The sequence below is a fragment of the Candidatus Pseudothioglobus sp. uisw_070 genome (assembly GCF_059512545.2).
This window is the reverse complement of sequence record NZ_CM183456.2, coordinates 1,713,540-1,730,665: the sequence shown is the minus strand read 5'-3', so window position 1 is coordinate 1,730,665 and position 17,126 is coordinate 1,713,540. Positions and strand designations below refer to the sequence as shown.

17 protein-coding genes are annotated in these 17,126 nt (G+C 35.6%); 11 read left to right on the top strand and 6 right to left on the bottom strand.

Annotated features, from left to right (window positions below; all coding sequences use genetic code 11):
- Positions 1-67: 67 nt before the first annotated feature.
- Positions 68-934 (bottom strand): DMT family transporter, encoded by an 867-nt coding sequence (locus AC5YGD_RS08750; RefSeq protein WP_271541541.1) that lies wholly within the window; start codon positions 932-934, stop codon positions 68-70.
- Between the two features lie 195 nt (positions 935-1,129).
- Between AC5YGD_RS08750 and AC5YGD_RS08745 the strand changes: the two genes are divergently transcribed.
- The 9 genes from AC5YGD_RS08745 to cfa all read left to right on the top strand — a co-directional run bounded on the left by AC5YGD_RS08745 (position 1,130) and on the right by cfa (position 10,797).
- On the top strand, positions 1,130-2,026 hold the full coding sequence (locus AC5YGD_RS08745) for a DMT family transporter (RefSeq protein WP_416686854.1): 897 nt from the start codon (positions 1,130-1,132) through the stop codon (positions 2,024-2,026).
- Between the two features lie 123 nt (positions 2,027-2,149).
- Positions 2,150-3,256: a 2Fe-2S iron-sulfur cluster-binding protein gene (locus AC5YGD_RS08740; protein ID WP_496141465.1), complete on the top strand. Its 1,107-nt coding sequence runs from the start codon at positions 2,150-2,152 to the stop codon at positions 3,254-3,256.
- Positions 3,257-3,281: 25 nt separating this feature from the next.
- A complete protein-coding gene (locus AC5YGD_RS08735) occupies positions 3,282-4,532 on the top strand; it encodes a sarcosine oxidase subunit beta family protein (RefSeq protein ID WP_271537915.1) in 1,251 nt (416 codons plus the stop codon).
- A 20-nt stretch (positions 4,533-4,552) separates the two neighbouring features.
- A complete protein-coding gene (locus tag AC5YGD_RS08730) occupies positions 4,553-4,837 on the top strand; it encodes a sarcosine oxidase subunit delta (RefSeq protein WP_271537916.1) in 285 nt (94 codons plus the stop codon).
- Positions 4,834-7,854 carry a 2Fe-2S iron-sulfur cluster-binding protein gene (locus AC5YGD_RS08725; RefSeq protein ID WP_496141464.1) on the top strand — a complete coding sequence of 1,007 codons (3,021 nt, stop codon included), beginning with the start codon at positions 4,834-4,836 and terminating at the stop codon, positions 7,852-7,854. The genes AC5YGD_RS08730 and AC5YGD_RS08725 overlap by 4 nt, the downstream gene beginning before the upstream one ends.
- Entirely contained in the window at positions 7,847-8,434 is a 588-nt protein-coding gene (locus tag AC5YGD_RS08720) for a sarcosine oxidase subunit gamma family protein (protein WP_496141463.1), read from the top strand. Before AC5YGD_RS08725 ends, AC5YGD_RS08720 begins: the two co-directional genes overlap by 8 nt.
- Before the next feature lie 16 nt (positions 8,435-8,450).
- Entirely contained in the window at positions 8,451-9,020 is a 570-nt protein-coding gene (locus AC5YGD_RS08715) for an HD domain-containing protein (RefSeq protein ID WP_496141462.1), read from the top strand.
- A 26-nt stretch (positions 9,021-9,046) separates the two neighbouring features.
- A complete protein-coding gene (locus tag AC5YGD_RS08710) occupies positions 9,047-9,571 on the top strand; it encodes a disulfide bond formation protein B (protein WP_496141461.1) in 525 nt (174 codons plus the stop codon).
- A gap of 71 nt (positions 9,572-9,642) precedes the next feature.
- A complete protein-coding gene (gene cfa / locus AC5YGD_RS08705) occupies positions 9,643-10,797 on the top strand; it encodes a cyclopropane fatty acyl phospholipid synthase (protein WP_496141460.1) in 1,155 nt (384 codons plus the stop codon).
- Here cfa and thiE read toward each other — a convergent pair.
- Positions 10,769-11,341, bottom strand: a complete 573-nt coding sequence (gene thiE / locus AC5YGD_RS08700; RefSeq protein ID WP_496141459.1) for a thiamine phosphate synthase — start codon at positions 11,339-11,341, stop codon at positions 10,769-10,771. The two genes, cfa and thiE, sit on opposite strands and share 29 nt — an antisense overlap.
- Before the next feature lie 3 nt (positions 11,342-11,344).
- Here thiE and lptC point away from each other — a divergent pair, with 3 nt between their 5' ends.
- Positions 11,345-12,301 carry an LPS export ABC transporter periplasmic protein LptC gene (lptC, locus tag AC5YGD_RS08695; RefSeq protein ID WP_496141458.1) on the top strand — a complete coding sequence of 319 codons (957 nt, stop codon included), beginning with the start codon at positions 11,345-11,347 and terminating at the stop codon, positions 12,299-12,301.
- On the top strand, positions 12,294-12,779 hold the full coding sequence (gene lptA, locus AC5YGD_RS08690; protein ID WP_496141457.1) for a lipopolysaccharide transport periplasmic protein LptA: 486 nt from the start codon (positions 12,294-12,296) through the stop codon (positions 12,777-12,779). The genes lptC and lptA overlap by 8 nt, the downstream gene beginning before the upstream one ends.
- Before the next feature lie 11 nt (positions 12,780-12,790).
- Here lptA and adk read toward each other — a convergent pair whose 3' ends face one another.
- The 4 genes from adk to cysS all read right to left on the bottom strand — a co-directional run bounded on the left by adk (position 12,791) and on the right by cysS (position 17,013).
- Complete coding sequence (gene adk, locus AC5YGD_RS08685) at positions 12,791-13,444, bottom strand: adenylate kinase (RefSeq protein WP_496141456.1); 654 nt, start codon at positions 13,442-13,444, stop codon at positions 12,791-12,793.
- Positions 13,445-13,459: 15 nt separating this feature from the next.
- On the bottom strand, positions 13,460-14,704 hold the full coding sequence (locus AC5YGD_RS08680; RefSeq protein WP_496141455.1) for a diphosphate--fructose-6-phosphate 1-phosphotransferase: 1,245 nt from the start codon (positions 14,702-14,704) through the stop codon (positions 13,460-13,462).
- Between the two features lie 259 nt (positions 14,705-14,963).
- A complete protein-coding gene (yrfG, locus tag AC5YGD_RS08675; protein WP_271558752.1) occupies positions 14,964-15,650 on the bottom strand; it encodes a GMP/IMP nucleotidase in 687 nt (228 codons plus the stop codon).
- Positions 15,625-17,013, bottom strand: coding sequence for a cysteine--tRNA ligase (cysS, locus tag AC5YGD_RS08670; RefSeq protein ID WP_496141454.1), 1,389 nt, complete (start codon positions 17,011-17,013; stop codon positions 15,625-15,627). Before cysS ends, yrfG begins: the two co-directional genes overlap by 26 nt.
- Positions 17,014-17,126 lie beyond the last annotated feature (113 nt).

Here is a 17,126-nt window from a genome sequence, read left to right as displayed (position 1 = left end):
TTTCTTAAAGCATATATTTTCTGCTTGATGAAAAATAGCTTACGATCCATGGTCTAATTACTCTAATTCATTGAGGTTTATTTAAAATACTTTCACGTATGAATGTATAAAGTCCTGAAGCTACGACAATTGATGCCCCAATAAGGGTAAAGCTATCTGGCCTCTCTCCAAGAACTATTATTGCTAGAAGCATTGCGAATACAATCCGTGAATATCGGAATGGTGATATAACGGACATTTCACCAATGCGTGATGATATAACAAGAGAATAATAAGCAATTACCCCAAAAGTCGATGCCCCAATAAAATACATAATTTGATATAGTGACGGAGCTATCATTGGCGAATTAAATGGAATAATCAAAATACCTGAGAATCCAAAAGCTATAAAGGCATATAAAGCAATTGTTACCGAGGGAAGGTCAACCTTCATTGCGCGAGTTGATAAATCTCTTGCTGCTAGAAATAAAGCTCCAAGCAATGCAAATATTGAAGCCGGCATAAAGCCACCATAGCCAGGGCGCAAAATTAATAACACACCCATAAAGCCAACAAATACTGCTGTCCAGCGCCTCCATCCTACTTTTTCTCTAAAAAATATTACAGCGCCAATGGTTACTAATAATGGCGTTATTTGTAGAATAGCTGAAGCGGATGAAAGTGGCGTTAAAGCAATTGCTGTAACAAAAAATACCGCCCCTAAAAGCTCACAAATTGTTCGAATTATTACATGCTTATTTAATAGGTCTTTATGAAAAATTGGTGCTTTCTGAAAAAGTGCAATTATGAGAAAAACGATACTTCCAGTAAAGCCAAGAATTATTATTACTTCTGAAATTGGAAAATAAGCTGAGAGAATTTTAATAAATAAATCCTCAAATGCAAATCCAGCCATTGCAAGAATCATGAATAGAATGCCTCTTAAGTTATCCATGAATTTTTTAAGCCTAAGTGTTTAAAGTTAAATTTTAACTGCTACTAAGCTCTGAATTTACTTATTTTTTGTACAAATAACAGTGTTAACTTTGGTATCTCTCCTTGGCACGTAAAAAAATGATTGACAGATATATATTTTAAGAACAAAATGCGGAAATAATTAGTGTCAATCTTTATGTTATGTAGGGGTTTCATGCAGAATAGATATTTTCTTGGATTTTTATTAGTCGTTATCAGTGGAATAATCTGGAGTTTTGGCGCGCCACTTGTACGCCTACTAGAAGATGCTGAAAACTATAGACTTCAATATCTACTTTATAGGGGTTTAATAATCACATCGGTGATTCTCATTTATGTAGCATTTAGAGAAGGCAAAGATTTTTTTCTTACATTTAAGAGGATCGACTCCTGGAGTTTGGTAGGAAGCGTGGTAATGTCATTTACATTTTTTGGATGGATTTATGCATTAACAACAACAACAGTAGCTATTACTCTATTAATGCTTGCCCTGTCCCCAGTTCTTTCTGCGTTTTTAGGCTACCTTATTTTAGGTGAAAGGTTGAGCCCTATCACTTTTATAAATATGCTAATTGTTGCTGCTGGAATTACAATTATGGTTTGGGATACTGAAAAATCTACTACTTTATTAGGTGTTGTTTATGGTTTCTTTGTAGCTTTAGGCTTTGCAATATACACAATTACAATTCGAAAAAATCCTGAAGTGCCTAAATTATTAACGCCTGCTCTTGCTGGCTTTTTTTGTATGTTATGGGCAACAATTTTAATTCTAGTAAGTGGAAGTAGTTTTGAAATGGCCTCAGCCAATATTGGAATTAGTATGATGCATGGCTTAGTAGTTGGAGTTGGCCTTATATTATATGGCTTAGGGGCAAAATATTTGCCTAGTGGTGAGCTTGTAATGCTTTCATTGCTTGAGGTGGTTTTGGGAATTTTTTGGGCATGGCTTCCAATATTTGGCATTCACGAGGTTCCGAGTACAAATACTTTAATTGGTGGTTGCGCTATATTTATGGCAATTATTTTTCAGGGAATGAATGCCAGAAAAAAACATGTAATTCCTATGCCTTAGGGTGTTATTTTTAATTAAGTCTAGCTGGAATTAAAAACAGTCTATTTTCTTTTCTAATTTTTACAACTGCATAAGGCAATGATAAAATTGTAAACAATTATTTAAATACTAAGTTGAAGTAAGATGAATGAATTAGTTTTTCCCAATATAAATATTGAAAGTCTTGATAGATGGGTTGGAGATCTATCACCTCTAAAGTGTATTGAAATCAAAGATGAAACTCACAATGTTAAGAGCTTTACTTTTAAGTCAAAGAAAGACGCTTGGTTTCAGTTTTTGCCAGGCCAGCATACAACTCTATTTTTAAATATAGATGGTAATGAGGTTATGCGAACTTATACCATAGCGTCAAGTCCAACTCGACCGTACACAATAACTATAACTAATAAAAGAATGAAGGATGGGGTTGTTACTAACTGGATGCATGACAACTTAAAGATTGGTGATTGCGTTGATGCTCTTAATATTGGAGGGTCTTTTAGTGTTGCTCTTGATCAGCCCAGGTCTAAAATTTTACTCATGTCAGGTGGAAGTGGTATTACCCCAATGCTCTCAATGACAAGATATTTTATTGATTTATCTATAAATGTTGATTTAGTTTTTATTCATAATGCACAATCTCCCAAAGATTTAATTTCAAAAGAAGAGCTTGAGTTTTATGAACTCCATCAGACTAACTTTAAAAGGCATTTTATATGTGATAAACCAGATGCAAACTGGGAGGGACCTAGTGGATTTTTAAGTTCTGAAATGCTTTTAGAGCTTGTGCCAGATTTCACTGATAGAGAGGTATATTGTTGTGGGCCAGAATCTTATATGCAAAATGTAAAAAAGATTTTAGAATTGAGCAATTTCGATATGTCTGCTTATCATCAAGAGAGCTTTGATATTGAGAGTTCAACTGCTCAAAGTAATATGGCAGTTAATCTGGAATTGCCAGAACATAAAGTTCCAGATAGTGGAATAAATGAATATAATGTCACCCTGTCGAAGAGTGATAAGGTGGTGTCTTGTGGCAGTAATTCGAGTATATTGGTTTCAATTCAAAAACAAGGCATTACAGTTCCTTTTGCTTGCTCTATGGGGCTATGTGGAACATGTCGCACCAAGATGATAGAAGGTACAGTTGAGATGGATGCTCAGGGTGGGCTTTTAAAGTCTCATGAGGAAGAGGGTTACATACTTACTTGTTGTTCTTATCCCACAAGTGACGTAGTTCTTGATTTATAGTTTTATTGTTTGAGCTTAAATTATTATGCAAAAAAAATATTCTTGGTATTCGTTATTAAAGGCTGGATTAGGCAATCAAGAATGGGATCAAGCAATCCCATTATCAAAACCTAAATCTAAGTACGATGTTATTATCATTGGTGGTGGTGGCCATGGACTAGCTACAGCTTATTATTTAGCTAAAGAGTGCGGTATTACAAATGTTGCGGTTCTTGAAAAAGGCTATATTGGTGGTGGAAATACTGGCAGAAATACCACTATTATTCGTTCAAACTATTTAAGGGACGAGGCTTCTAGTCTTTATGAGCACTCCATGAGACTTTGGGAAGGGCTTAGTGAGGATCTAAACTTCAATGTTATGTTTAGTCAGAGAGGGGTATACAACCTTGGACACACTCTGCAAGATATGAGAGATATTGAGCGAAGAGTAAATGCTAATGTGCTCAATGGTGTTGATGCGGTAGTAGTTGACCACAAGGAGATAAAAGAACAAATTCCAATTATTAATACTTCTAAAAATGCAAGATACCCAATTATGGGAGCATCTTTCCAGGCACGTGCTGGCGTTGCTAGGCATGATGGTGTTGCTTGGGGTTTTGCCAGGGCGGCTTCAAATCTTGGAGTTGACATTATACAAAATTGTGAGGTTATTGACATCGAGGTTGAAGAAGGCAAAGTCAAAGGTGTTAAGACAACACTGGGTGATATTATGGCAGATCGAGTTGGCTGCGTAAGTGCAGGGCACTCTTCAGTTGTTGCAAAAATGGCAGGATTAAGACTACCAGTTGAAAGCCACCCTCTTCAAGCATTTGTGTCTGAAGCTATGAAACCAATTCTCCATACGGTAGTAATGTCGAACGCTGTTCATGGTTACGTAAGCCAGAGTGATAAGGGAGATTTAGTTATTGGAGCTGGTATTGATGGTTACAACTCATATGCTCAAAGAGGTAGTGCAAAGATAGTGGAACATTGCGCTGCTGCAATACTTGAATTGTTTCCAATTTTTTCGAGAGTTCGTATGAACCGTCAATGGGGAGGCATAGTTGATGTTTGCCCTGATGCTTGTCCTGTAATTAGTCCAACAAAAGTTGAAGGGCTTTACTTTAACTGTGGCTGGGGAACTGGAGGCTTTAAAGCGACTCCAGGTTCTGGAAATGTTTTTGCTCATACCATTGCTCAAGATAAGCAACATGAGTTAGCAGTTCCATTTCATATTGATCGCTTTACAAGTGGAGCTCTTATTGACGAGCATGGTGCAGCAGGAGTTGCACATTAGTTATATATAAAGGTAATATTATGTTTTTGATAGATTGTCCATATTGTAAAGAATCGAGAGATCAAAATGAATTTTCTCCTGCTGGAGAGGCTTTTATTGCCAGACCTCAGAACCCTGAAGAGCTTAGTGATGATGAGTGGTCTGATTATGTATTTTATCGCACTAATCACAAAGGAGATCACTGGGAGCAGTGGGTCCATACTAATGGATGTCGTAAATATTTCTTAGTTAAAAGATCTACGATTAGCCATGAAATTCTTGAGGTTGCGGCTTTTGGAGAGGTAACGAGCGAGAATCCATCATGAGATTAAAGAATCATAAGAGTGACTTTATAGATCAATCTGAAGTTCTAAGCTTTATATTTAATAACAAATCCTATAAGGGGTATAAAGGCGACACCTTAGCTTCTGCATTAATAGCAAATGATGTTCTGTTCTTTGCTAGAAGCTTTAAATATGGACGTAAGCGTGGCCTAATGGGTTCAGGTGTTGAAGAGCCTAACGCACTTGTTTCACTAGAAATTGGTGGGCGCTATACGCCTAATTTGAAGGCAACTGAAGTTATGCTTTATGATGGCTTAAGTGCTGTGAGCTCTAGTAATCCAAATTCAATTGATTTTCGCGCTTTAATTAAACCCTTGCATCGATTTATGCCAGCAGGTTTTTATTATAAAACCTTTATAAAGCAAAAGGTTTGGGCAATGGTTGAAGATAGCCTAAGATCACTTGCAGGTTTTTCAAAAGCCCCTACTGAAAAAGATGAGGATGTTTATGATCATATTTTCCATCATACTGAGGTCCTTGTTGTTGGAGGTGGCGTAGCAGGAATAACAGCTGCATTAGAAGTTCTCAATAACTCTAAAACAACACGGGTTATTTTGGTTGATGAGCGAGCGCATTTAGGTGGGGAATTATTTAATGAATTTCAAAGTGATGATACTGCCATTAGTTGGCATCATGATAATCTTAGTAAGCTACTGGAATTTAAACATATAGCCAATAGTCGTTTGAAAATATTCTCCCGATCAACAGCCTATGCTTGGTATGACCATAACTATATAGAGGTATTGCAAACTAATGCTACTGGTGAGTCATTGATATCAGGAGGCACACAAGCTGCTAGGAAAGTGCTGCACAAGATAAGAGCTAAAGAAGTTATATTGGCAACTGGAGCTCATGAGCGCCCTATGTTATTTGAAACGAATGATTTAGCAAATATAATGTTGAGTCAGTCTGTTAGGCGGTACCTTAATGAGTTTGGTGTAATCTCAGGCAAAGATGTTGTTTTGTATGGAAATAATGACAGCATCTATAGCACAGCAATTGACATCAATAATAATGAGATTAACTGTAAGGTCATTGATATTAGGCCATCTGGTGGAGAGAGTGAAACTGTCTTAAAGGCAAAAAAATTAGGTATCGAAGTTCTCCAAGGTTATGCTGTGCTAAAAGCACATGGAACAAACCTTGTAAAAGGTATCGAGGTTTCTTTGGTTGAAATGCAAGGCAAGAAGTGGAGGCTTACAGGTCCTTCAAAAAGATTAAATTGTGACTTATTGGCATCATCAGGTGGCTTTAATCCTGTGGTCCACCTTGACTGTCATTGCGGCGCAAAAACTTTTTTTGATGAAGATTCTCAAGCTTTTTTGCCACAAAAGGTGCGAAAAAATAGACAAGTGTGTGGCTCAATTAGTGCCATTGGATTTTGGAAGGATGTTGTAATTGATGCAAAAAATAAAGCTCAATTGACACTTTTATCTTTGGGCGAAATTAAGAAATCTACCCAAGATAGCATGAGTAAAAATTATTTAGATTACTACAATGCTAGTCAATTTTTTGTGCCAATAGAAATTCTGAATAGGCCAAAAGTGTTTATTGATATGCAAAATGACGTAACTACTTTAGACGTTGCTCTGGCAATTAGGGAAGGGTATCGTTCGATTGAACATATTAAGCGTTACACCGCGATGGGATTTGGAACTGATCAAGGTAAAACTGGCAATATCAACGGTATTGCTGTTGCAGCCCAGTTTCTAGATGTTCCTTTGTCTGAAGTTGGAACAACTACATTTCGCCCAGCTTATACTGGAGTTGATTTTGGCGCTATGGCAGGCCGGGAAGTGGGAGGTTTTTTTGATCCCCAAAGGTATACAACAATCCATGACTCTCATTTAGAAAGTGGAGCAGAGTTCGAGGTTGTAGGCCAGTGGTACCGACCTTGGTATTATCCAAAGAGTGGAGAAGATATTCATCAAGCAGTTAATAGAGAGTGTCTTGCCGTTAGAACTTCACTAGGAATGATGGATGCATCAACTCTTGGAAAAATTGATATTCAAGGGAAAGATGCCAGAGAATTTTTATCCAGAGTTTATACCAATGCTTGGATGAAACTTGCTCCAGGAAGCTGTCGTTATGGACTTATGTGTAATGAGAAAGGAATGATCATTGATGATGGAGTTTCAACCTGTATCAATGATAATCACTTTATTATGACTACTACAACTGGTGGTGCTGCAAGCGTTTACTCTGCTCTAGAGATGTGGCTACAAACCGAGTGGAGTGACTTAGATGTTCACCTTAGTAGTGTTACAGACCAATTTGCAACCGTTGCAGTTGTTGGACCAAATGCTCGTAATTTGATGAAAGTTCTATGCCATGACATTGACTTTGAGCGTGATAATTTTAAGTTTATGCAGTGGCGACCTGGAACAGTATGTGGCGTAGAAGCAAGGGTTATGAGGATTAGTTTTTCTGGCGAACTTGCTTATGAAATTAATATTGAGGCTAATTATGGTCGATATATTTGGGATGAGGTTGCATTGGCTGGAAAGCCATGGAATATAACGCCTTATGGAACTGAATCAATGCACTTACTTCGCGCAGAAAAAGGTTATATTATTGTTGGTCAAGATACTGATGGTTCGATGACACCAATGGATGTCAACATGAAATGGATCCTTGCAAAAGATAAACCTTTTTCTTATATTGGCCGTCGTTCTTTTAGTATTCCTGCACTCAATTCTGATGATCGCTTTCAGCTAGTAGGTCTATTAACAAAGGATGCTCATGTTGTGCTTCCAGAAGGTTCTCACATAATTAATAATAAAGGAGGATCCATAGGTTATGTGACCTCCAGTTATTTTAGCCCAATACTTAGAAGGTCAATTGCAATGGCTCAACTTAAGGGGGGACTTTCAAAAATGACTGAAACAGTCTTAGTTAAAATTGTTCAAGAGAAACAAGGTTTAAAGGAAATCCCTTGTGAAGTTTCTAGTAGTATTTTTTATGATATTGAAGGTGAAAAGGTGGATGGTAATGAGTAGTTTAGTAGAAAACAATGTTGTGGAATTTAGAACAACTTTTCAACCTGTTTTGGATCAGGATGGTTTTCTTATTAATCAGGATGACCTAGTTTGCCGTGAGATTACAGATTTATCTTTAATGGTTATAAGGACATCAAAAGATCATAAAAAAAATGCTATTACTATTAAAGACATTTTTAATGCAAAGTTACCTGAATCTTTATCTGCAAGCCGCAATGATAACGGTGATAATTTTCTATGGATAAGCCCAGATGAAATTTGGTTGCTTCATAATAGAAATAATAAAGATCAACTTCTTGAAAAATTTAAATCACTCCCTAAAGGAATGTCAACGACAGACAGTTCTGGAGCTTATGGTATTCTGGAGTTTTCAGGAAATAATGTAGATGCCTTATTGTCTAGATGGATGAGTTATGATTTAGAGGGCTCCTTGACTATAGGTAAAGTTGTATCAACTACTTGTGGGCAAGTACCAGTTTGTATTTATCGAAATATTGAGGGAAATTTGTTGATGATGGTTAGACACTCGTTTTCTCATTATGTTGCTGGATTATTAAAGGATAGTGCAAAAAGAATATAAGGAAGAATAATTTATTATGAAAAAGGTTAGCTTTAAAAGTATGGAGAATGGAACTGCTGAAGAGTATGCTTTTCTAAATGACCTTGAAGATGAATTTAATTTAGAGCTTCCAAAACGATTGATTGCTTCACTGAGAGCACTTAATTCAAGTCTTTCTGGTTATCAAATTAGTAGACTTGAGCATAGTTTACAAGGTGCTACAAGAGCCCACTTTGCTGGGGAAGATTTGGAAATAGTAATAGCGATTTTATTTCATGATATAGGAGATGGTCTAGCTCCATATTCACATTCAGAAATGGCAGCAGCAATCCTTCGACCTTTTGTATCAGAGAAGACTTATTGGATTGTAAAACACCACGGTGTCTTTCAGATGTACTACTATGCACATCATTCAGGTGGAGATAGAAATGCTAGAGAATTATTTATGGATAGTCCTTGGTATCAAGATGCTATAAAGTTTTGTCATGAATATGATCAGAATTGTTTTGACCCAAATTATGAGACAAAGCCTCTAGAATTTTTTATTCCCATGATCAATGATTTTTTTTCAAGTCCCAAGTTCAATGAGCCTGAAAAACTTGTATGATAACTAATTAAAATTAATTTAATAAAATGAATACTTTTTTACTTCAACTTCTACCAAGACAAATACACCTAATTATTTTTATACTAGTAGGCTCATTGCTTGGTTATGCGGCTTATAGTATGAAGGTTCTAGGTTTAGAGGCTTGCACTCTTTGCATCACTCAGCAATTCTTTTACTGCCTTATCGGCGTTACAGCTTTTATTGCTTTTCTTCATAATCCTTACCCTTTCTTTAGTCAAATATACTCAGTACTGATATCTATTAGCTCAATTGCAGGAATTTGGATTTCTGGAAGACAAGTATGGCTTCAAGGTTTGCCTGAAGATGAGGTGCCATTATGTGGTCCGCCTCTAGAATATATCATTGATGTATTTCCATTTGCTGATGTAATTAATGCATTATTTATGGGTGATGGTAACTGTGCAGAAATACCATGGAAGTTTTTAGGTCTTAGTATGGCAGGCTGGTCTTTGGTTTGGTTCTTAGTGATTTTTCTTTTGAGTATTTTAGCAATAAAAAAATCTACTTCTATTTTTAAAACACAACAATAAGCTGACTATTTCCAAAATAAATACTTCTATGGTAAGATAATTTATCAATTAAGTAGAGTAACTTTTAGGATTTGGCTGATTTTAAAGCAACAGTAAAAAAACTATTTGATTCCGTTGATGTCCAGATCAATGGAGCTCGCCCGTGGGACCCAAAAATACATAATGAACTTTTTTATGCACGCGTTATTAGTGGAGGATCTTTAGGGCTTGGTGAAAGTTATATGGATGGTTGGTGGGATTGTGATTCATTGGATCAATTTAGTGATAAATTACTAACTGGAAGAATTGACAAACAAGTAAAAGCAACTAACTCAGCTTTTTTAAGTCATTTTATTAAGGCTTATTTCTTTAATGCTCAAACTAAAAAAAGAGCCTATATTGTTGGAAGAGAGCATTATGATACTGGGAATGATTTATTTTCGTTGATGCTCGATAAGAGAATGAATTACTCCTGCGGCTATTGGAGAGGTGCTGATAGCCTAGAGCAAGCACAAGTTAACAAGTTGGATTTAGTTTGTAGGAAGCTCCACTTAAAGCCTGGTATGGATGTTCTTGAAATTGGATGCGGCTGGGGAGGTTTTGCAAAGTATGCTTCACAAAATTATGATGTAAATGTTCATGGAGTAACTGTTTCAAAAGAGCAGATGCATTATGCAGAAAAATCTTGCAAAGGGCTAAATACTTCGTTTGAGCTAAAAGATTATCGAGAGTTAAGCAAGAAATACGATGCCATAGTTTCAATAGGTATGTTTGAACATGTAGGTAGTAAGAATTATAAAACATTTATGAATGTTGCCCATAGATGCTTAAAGGAAGATGGGATGTTTTTACTGCATACAATTGGAAGGAATAATTCGACTCATGCTACTGACCCATGGACGAATAAGTATATATTCCCAAATGGTATGACTCCTTCTTCTAGTCAAGTTAGTGAGGCCTTGCAGGGTTTATTTGTAATCGAGGATTGGCATAGTTTTGGCCAAGATTATGATGCAACATTAATGGCATGGAATGAAAACTTTCAAAATAATTACCATAGTTTGAGTGAAAAATATGATGAACGGTTTAAGCGAATGTGGGAATATTATTTAATGATGTGTGCTGGCACCTTTCGCTCTAGAAGAAATCAATTATGGCAGCTAGTAATGTCAAAAAACGGAATAAAAGGGGGTTATAACTATAAAAATAATCCTAGATTTAGTGACCAAAAAGACCCTCTATCATAGCAATAGAGTTACAGCCTGCATCAAGTACACTTTGTTGGTTTTCAAAAGTAATTCCCCCTATACCAACAATTGGAATATTAATATTGCTTTTAATATTTTGAATCGTTGAGTGAGAACAATAAGCAGCATTTGGTTTAGTTTTAGATTTAAAAACAGCCCCTAAAGCAATATAATTTGCACCATTCTTTTCAGCTTCTAAAGCAAGTTCAAGATCATTATGGCATGAAACACCAATAATAAATTTCTTACCAAGCAGACTTCTTGCAGAAGAAACATCCACATCATTTTGCCCCAAGTGAACTCCATCAGCGCCAATTTTCTTACAAAGGTTGACATCATCATTGACTATAAATAAAGTATTATGTTGTAGGCATAGTTTAAGCAACTGTGTTGCTTCATCTAGCTTACGTTTTTCGTCTTGGATTTTACGGCGGTATTGGAGAATATTTACTTTATGTTTTTTAATTGCATTCTCAATAAGGGCGATATTCAGGTCTTTGTCTGGTGTGATTCCGTACAGACCTTTTATTCTTTGATTTAACATATCATGGCTCTTTTTCAAACTAAGAAAATTCAATCATTCATAGTATTCATTATAGTCTTAGCAGCTATCTTATGGGTATTTCAAGATAATTTTCTAAAACTTTTGGTGTTTCAAAAAGTTTCAGATCAATCAATCTTAAGTGCTGAAGAGCCTGAAGAAACTGCTTATCTTGAAAAAATAGATAATTTTATTCTTAAAGAATATTCAAATGAGCAGATTTTATTGCACACGATACAAGCTGATACTTACTATAGTTATAAAAACTCCCCAGTCCAGATTCTCAACGTTGAAGTTAAAACATTTAATGATAATCAAGAAGAAGGACTTGTACTTAGATCAAATCGCGCTGAAATTCTTAAATCTGGCGAGATGTTTTTTAATGGTGAGGTAAAAATTGAAACTAAGACAGGAGTTTCACATGAGCTTGATACTGAGTCCTTAATTGTTCTCAGTGATAATGGACAAATAAAAAGCAATAAAGAGGTCACATATTTAGGTGAGACAGTAAGAATCATTTCTGAAGGAATGGAAATGAATATTGATAGTGATACGATGTATTTAGTTGGCAATGTTAAAATTTTTGAAGATTCTGGTATGACGATTGATACAAAAAACCTATATATTAGTCATAATGGAGGTGAAAAAATATATAAAAGTAAAGAAAAAACAGTTTATCGCTCAAAAGATACTATTGCTAATTCAGAAAATGGAATTGATATGGATATGAATATAAAGCTAATTAATCTGTTAGGAAAAGTAGAGATTGTAAATGGTCCTGGAGATATTCTTAAGAGCTCTAATGTTGTAATTGATCAGTCCAATGATGGTGAAGTCTTAAAATCGAACTCACTCTCTCACTTTAAATCAAATACTGTTGACATAAAGGCAAAAAAAATGCATTATGATGCTGTAACAAAGAAACTTGAATTAATGAATAGGGTTGTGGCTGTTTATGAATAAAATTATTTTATTAATTACCATTTTTTTTACGACGTTTGTTTTTGCGCTCCCAGAAGATGCAAAGCAACCCATAGAAATTGAAGCTGAGTCTGTCATAGTTGATGAGCTATCGGGTTTTAATGAGTTTAGTGGAAATGCAGAAGTTAGGCAGGGTTCACTTTTGATGACTGCAGAACTTATTCAGGTTCAAACTAACACTGATGGCGTTGAAACAATGAAAGCAACTGGAACAGTTGATAATCCTGCTAAGTATATGCAAAGTCAAGAAAATCAGGCGCGCTTTATAGAGGCAACTGCAACACTAATTACCTATGATGTGAATGAAGGCATGATTTTTTTGGTTGGGAATGCCTACTTAATTCAAGGATTTGACTCGTTTAGTGGTGATACATTAACCTATGATATTAATAACGATAAAGTTATTGTCAAAGGCTCAGAGGATGGGACTAAAAGAGTAAAGTTTAAAATCGATCTTTAAAGAACTGTAATTTAACTAATTAGAGCTGATGTAATTCTGTTTTTGACTTCATCAAGTGAGCCAACTCCACTTATAGCAATAAACTTTGAGCCTGAAGCAGCAATTTTTGCATCATCACGATAGTATTTAACAAGAGGCTCAGTTTGTTTGTGGTAAATTTTTAAACGCCCTCTAACAATAGTTTCATCATCATCAACTCTCTGAATTAAATCTTCACCAGTTAAGTTATCCTTGCCTTCTAATGTTGGAGGGTTGAAGTCAATATGATATGTTCTTCCTGAAGGTAAATGAACGCGGCGACCAGACATTCTAACTACTATGTCATCGTCTGGAACTTTAACCTCAACAATATAGTCAATCTTAATGCCTTGTAATTTAAGAGCATCAGCTTGATTAATGGTTCTAGGAAATCCATCAAGTAAATAGCCATTACTACAATCTTTTGATTGAACTCTTTCTTTAACCAAAGCAATAATTATCTCATCAGGGACAAGGTTTCCTGCGTCTATAGTTTTTTTTGCTTCGAGTCCAATAGAAGTTCCTGCATTTACTGCTGCCCGCAGCATGTCACCCGTAGAAATCTGAGGGATATTAAATTTTTCACAGATATGAGCTGCTTGAGTGCCTTTTCCAGCACCAGGCGGCCCTAATAAAATAACATTCATATGGACACTTTGTAGTTAAATTTCAAAAGGCGGTAATTTTTTCTTAACTTTTGATTTTTGCATTACGACATAATCGGGTAACCCATTATTATACGGTGGATAGTTCTCACCTTCAATAAGTGGAAGCAAATATTCACGACATGATTTAGTAATTGAAAACCCATCTTCTGAAATATAATTTTCTGGCATCATTTTTTCGACGTTAGCAATGTCTTTTAATTCGCCATAACCTATTTCCCATTTATAGGGGTTATTAGATAACCTGACAATTGAAGGCATTATGGAGTTCTTACCATCTAGCGCCATTTCAACTGCAGCCTTGCCAAGTGCATAAGCTTGCTCCACATCTGAATGCGAGGCTAAGTGACGGGCTGATCGCTGGAGATAGTCAGCTACTGCCCAGTGGAATTTATAACCTAAGGCTTTTTTTACTATATTTGCAACAACCGGCGCTGCGCCGCCTAATTGAGCATGCCCAAAGTCATCACGCGTACCTTGCTCAGCTAAAAATTTTCCATCAGGCCATTTAGTTCCCTCTGAAACGACAATAGTGCAGTAGCCAAACTCTTTCACATTCTTATCTACTTTTTCTAGGAATTTCCCTTCATTGAAGTCAATTTCTGGAAAAAGAATTACAACGGGTATTGACGAGTCAACAAGCCCTCCAGCGGCTGCTATCCACCCAGCATGACGCCCCATAACCTCAAGTACAAAAATCTTTGTTGACGTAGCAGCCATTGATGCGACATCAAAACTGGCCTCCATCGTAGAGACTGCAATATACTTAGCTACCGAGCCAAAACCAGGACAATTATCAGTAACAGGAAGATCGTTATCAACAGTTTTAGGAATATGAATCGCTTGAATCGGATACCCCATGCTTTCTGAGAGCTGAGATACCTTTAGGCAGGTATCTGCCGAATCCCCGCCACCATTATAAAAAAAATAACCAATGCTATGAGCCTTAAAAACCTCAATTAGGCGTTCATATTCAGCTCTATTTGCTTCAAGAGACTTCATTTTATAGCGACAAGATCCAAACGCACCTGAAGGAGTGTGAGTTAGTGCTGCAATATCGGCATCAGTTTCAACTGACGTATCAATGAGATTCTCAGTTAAGGCTCCAATGATCCCATTCTCACCTGCATACACAGTGCCAATTTGATCTGGGTGTTTACGAGCTGTTTCAATAACGCCACTAGCCGAAGCATTTATTACTGCTGTGACTCCTCCAGATTGAGCATAAAAAGCATTTTTCATAATATTTTATTGTTAGTTTGTAGTTAAAATAAAAAGGGGATAAGTTTAAGGGTGCTGCTAATCAGCCCACTTATAAATTTCTCTTCAAACTTCACATAAGTATATCATTTGAAGTAAATATAGCCTTCAATAATTCTATAGTGCAGTTTAATTATATTAATATTAAGTATTTTTAAAGAAATATAATTTTATAGAGGACAAATTAAGATTTTGTGTCAATTTGTTTCATTAATAATTTGCAAGTTGCTAATAATACTTTCTATGGCATTACTTCAAGAAAATTCTCAATATTTATAAAGCCAGGAACTATTTTTTTATCAATCATACTACTTGGTTTATTTATTGCGATTATATTCTTAATTTTAAATGTTGAAGCTGACTCTAGAACATCTAGTGAGTCATCAAAAAAAATTGTTCTTTCATTGTCAAATTGAATAACAGTAGTTAATTGCTCCCAAAATTGTTGCTTCTGCTTTATAACTCCAAAATCATGTGAAGAGATAATTTCATCAAAGTAGCCTTCCAGCTTTGACATTTTCATTTTTAGCGCAAGACCTTTTCGATGAGCATTGGTGACTAAGTAAATACGTTTTTCTTTTGATCTTGCTGAAATAAGGAAGTTTATAACATGATTATGAACTTGAATTAAGTGAGCAATATCACCTTTTAATTTCATGATATCAAAATCCAGTTTTTCTTCCCAATAATCTAGACAATACCAAGTTAATTTGCCTTCTTGAGAATCAAGCATTGAAATTATTATATTTTTTGAATCCTCAAAGCTAGTATTGTGCTTTTCAGAATAAACCTTTGGAAGGTATTTAAGCCAAAAATGCAGATCGAAGTTTAAATCTAAGAGCGTCCCATCTAGATCAAGCAAAATGGTATCAATTTGACTCCAATCAACGTAGGAATTTAGTTTATTTTCTTCGCCAGGACGTGCCATCTATACTATCTTCTAGAATAATACCAAGTGTTAAAAGTTCATCACGAATCTGATCAGACATTGCAAAGTTTTTTGAGGCTCTAGCCTCATCCCTCTGATTTATTTTTATGGAAACTTCAGCCTCTGTTAGTTCTGAGCCTTGCTGGAGGTACACCTCAGAATCGTATTCAAGAATACCTAGGTAGTTACCTAATTTTTTTAGTAATTGAGCTAAAGATGCAGCATGCTCAGAATCCTTTAAGCGCTCAATATTTACTTGCTTAGCAATTTCAAATAAAATACTTAATGCAATAGGAGTATTAAAGTCATCATTTAATGCGGCATCAAATCTGTCTTCATAATCAAAAGTCTTGCCTACTTGTGCGCCTATTTTTTTACTAGAGGAGAAGCCTTTCGTTGCAGTATAAAGTCTTTTTAATGCAGATTTTGCACTTTCAATATTCGTGTCGCTAAAATTTAGTGGGGAGCGATAATGACTGCTTATAAGAAAATATCGAAGAGTCTCACCATCATATTTATCTAAAACACCACGAATAGTAAAGAAATTTTTAAGTGACTTACTCATTTTTTCGTCATTAATATTAACGAATCCAACGTGCATCCAAGTGTTGACAAATTTGCAATTATTAGCACCCTCTGATTGGGCTATTTCATTTTCATGATGGGGAAATGTTAAGTCCATTCCACCACCATGAATATCAAAATGATTTGATATAAAGTGAGTCGACATTGCTGAGCATTCTATATGCCAACCTGGCCTTCCTTCTCCCCATGGCGAAGACCATTTGGGTTCACTTGGTTTCGCTTTTTTCCAGAGAACAAAATCAAGAGGATCGTGTTTATTACTCTGAATATCTACTCGAGCACCAGCTACCAGATCGTCTAAATTTTTCCCAGAAAGCTTGCCATAATCCTTAAATTTTCTAACAGAATAAAAAACATCACCATTTTTGCCTTGGTAGGCAAGCCCTTTCTTTGAAAGTAATGCAATCATATCTATCATTTGATTGATTGAGTCAGTAGCGCGAGGCTCAATATCAGGACTGAGAACTCCTAGCGCTTTTTCATCCTCATGCATAGCATCGATAAATCGATTTGTCAGAGAGTAGATATCCTCATTATTTTCTATTGCTCGACTAATAATTTTGTCATCAATATCAGTAATATTTCTTATGTATTGAACGTTTGGGTAGTTTCGCCTCATATGACGCGTAATGACATCAAACATAACTAATACTCTAGCATGTCCCATATGACAAAAATCATAAACAGTCATTCCACAAACATATATTCCAATATTGTTTGGGTCTATTGGACGAAAGTCTTCTTTTTGATTAGTAAGCGTATTATAAATTTTGAGCATTGAGATATTTTATACTGGATTATCTTAATTAATACTAATACCAGTTATATTTGTTCTAACTATGATTATCAATTAATGAATTAAAAAATGTATAATTATTTTTCAATTTTTTA

Excerpts from the sequence above, each read along its gene's own strand:
- AC5YGD_RS08750 (WP_271541541.1), bottom strand. The coding sequence starts at position 934 with ATGGATAACTTAAGAGGCATTCTATTCATGATTCTTGCAATGGCTGGA.
- AC5YGD_RS08745 (WP_416686854.1), top strand. The coding sequence starts at position 1,130 with ATGCAGAATAGATATTTTCTTGGATTTTTATTAGTCGTTATCAGTGGA.
- AC5YGD_RS08740 (WP_496141465.1), top strand. The coding sequence starts at position 2,150 with ATGAATGAATTAGTTTTTCCCAATATAAATATTGAAAGTCTTGATAGA.
- AC5YGD_RS08735 (WP_271537915.1), top strand. The coding sequence starts at position 3,282 with ATGCAAAAAAAATATTCTTGGTATTCGTTATTAAAGGCTGGATTAGGC.
- AC5YGD_RS08730 (WP_271537916.1), top strand. The coding sequence starts at position 4,553 with ATGTTTTTGATAGATTGTCCATATTGTAAAGAATCGAGAGATCAAAAT.
- AC5YGD_RS08725 (WP_496141464.1), top strand. The coding sequence starts at position 4,834 with ATGAGATTAAAGAATCATAAGAGTGACTTTATAGATCAATCTGAAGTT.
- AC5YGD_RS08720 (WP_496141463.1), top strand. The coding sequence starts at position 7,847 with ATGAGTAGTTTAGTAGAAAACAATGTTGTGGAATTTAGAACAACTTTT.
- AC5YGD_RS08715 (WP_496141462.1), top strand. The coding sequence starts at position 8,451 with ATGAAAAAGGTTAGCTTTAAAAGTATGGAGAATGGAACTGCTGAAGAG.
- AC5YGD_RS08710 (WP_496141461.1), top strand. The coding sequence starts at position 9,047 with ATGAATACTTTTTTACTTCAACTTCTACCAAGACAAATACACCTAATT.
- thiE (WP_496141459.1), bottom strand. The coding sequence starts at position 11,341 with ATGTTAAATCAAAGAATAAAAGGTCTGTACGGAATCACACCAGACAAA.
- lptC (WP_496141458.1), top strand. The coding sequence starts at position 11,345 with ATGGCTCTTTTTCAAACTAAGAAAATTCAATCATTCATAGTATTCATT.
- lptA (WP_496141457.1), top strand. The coding sequence starts at position 12,294 with ATGAATAAAATTATTTTATTAATTACCATTTTTTTTACGACGTTTGTT.
- adk (WP_496141456.1), bottom strand. The coding sequence starts at position 13,444 with ATGAATGTTATTTTATTAGGGCCGCCTGGTGCTGGAAAAGGCACTCAA.
- AC5YGD_RS08680 (WP_496141455.1), bottom strand. The coding sequence starts at position 14,704 with ATGAAAAATGCTTTTTATGCTCAATCTGGAGGAGTCACAGCAGTAATA.
- yrfG (WP_271558752.1), bottom strand. The coding sequence starts at position 15,650 with ATGGCACGTCCTGGCGAAGAAAATAAACTAAATTCCTACGTTGATTGG.
- cysS (WP_496141454.1), bottom strand. The coding sequence starts at position 17,013 with ATGCTCAAAATTTATAATACGCTTACTAATCAAAAAGAAGACTTTCGT.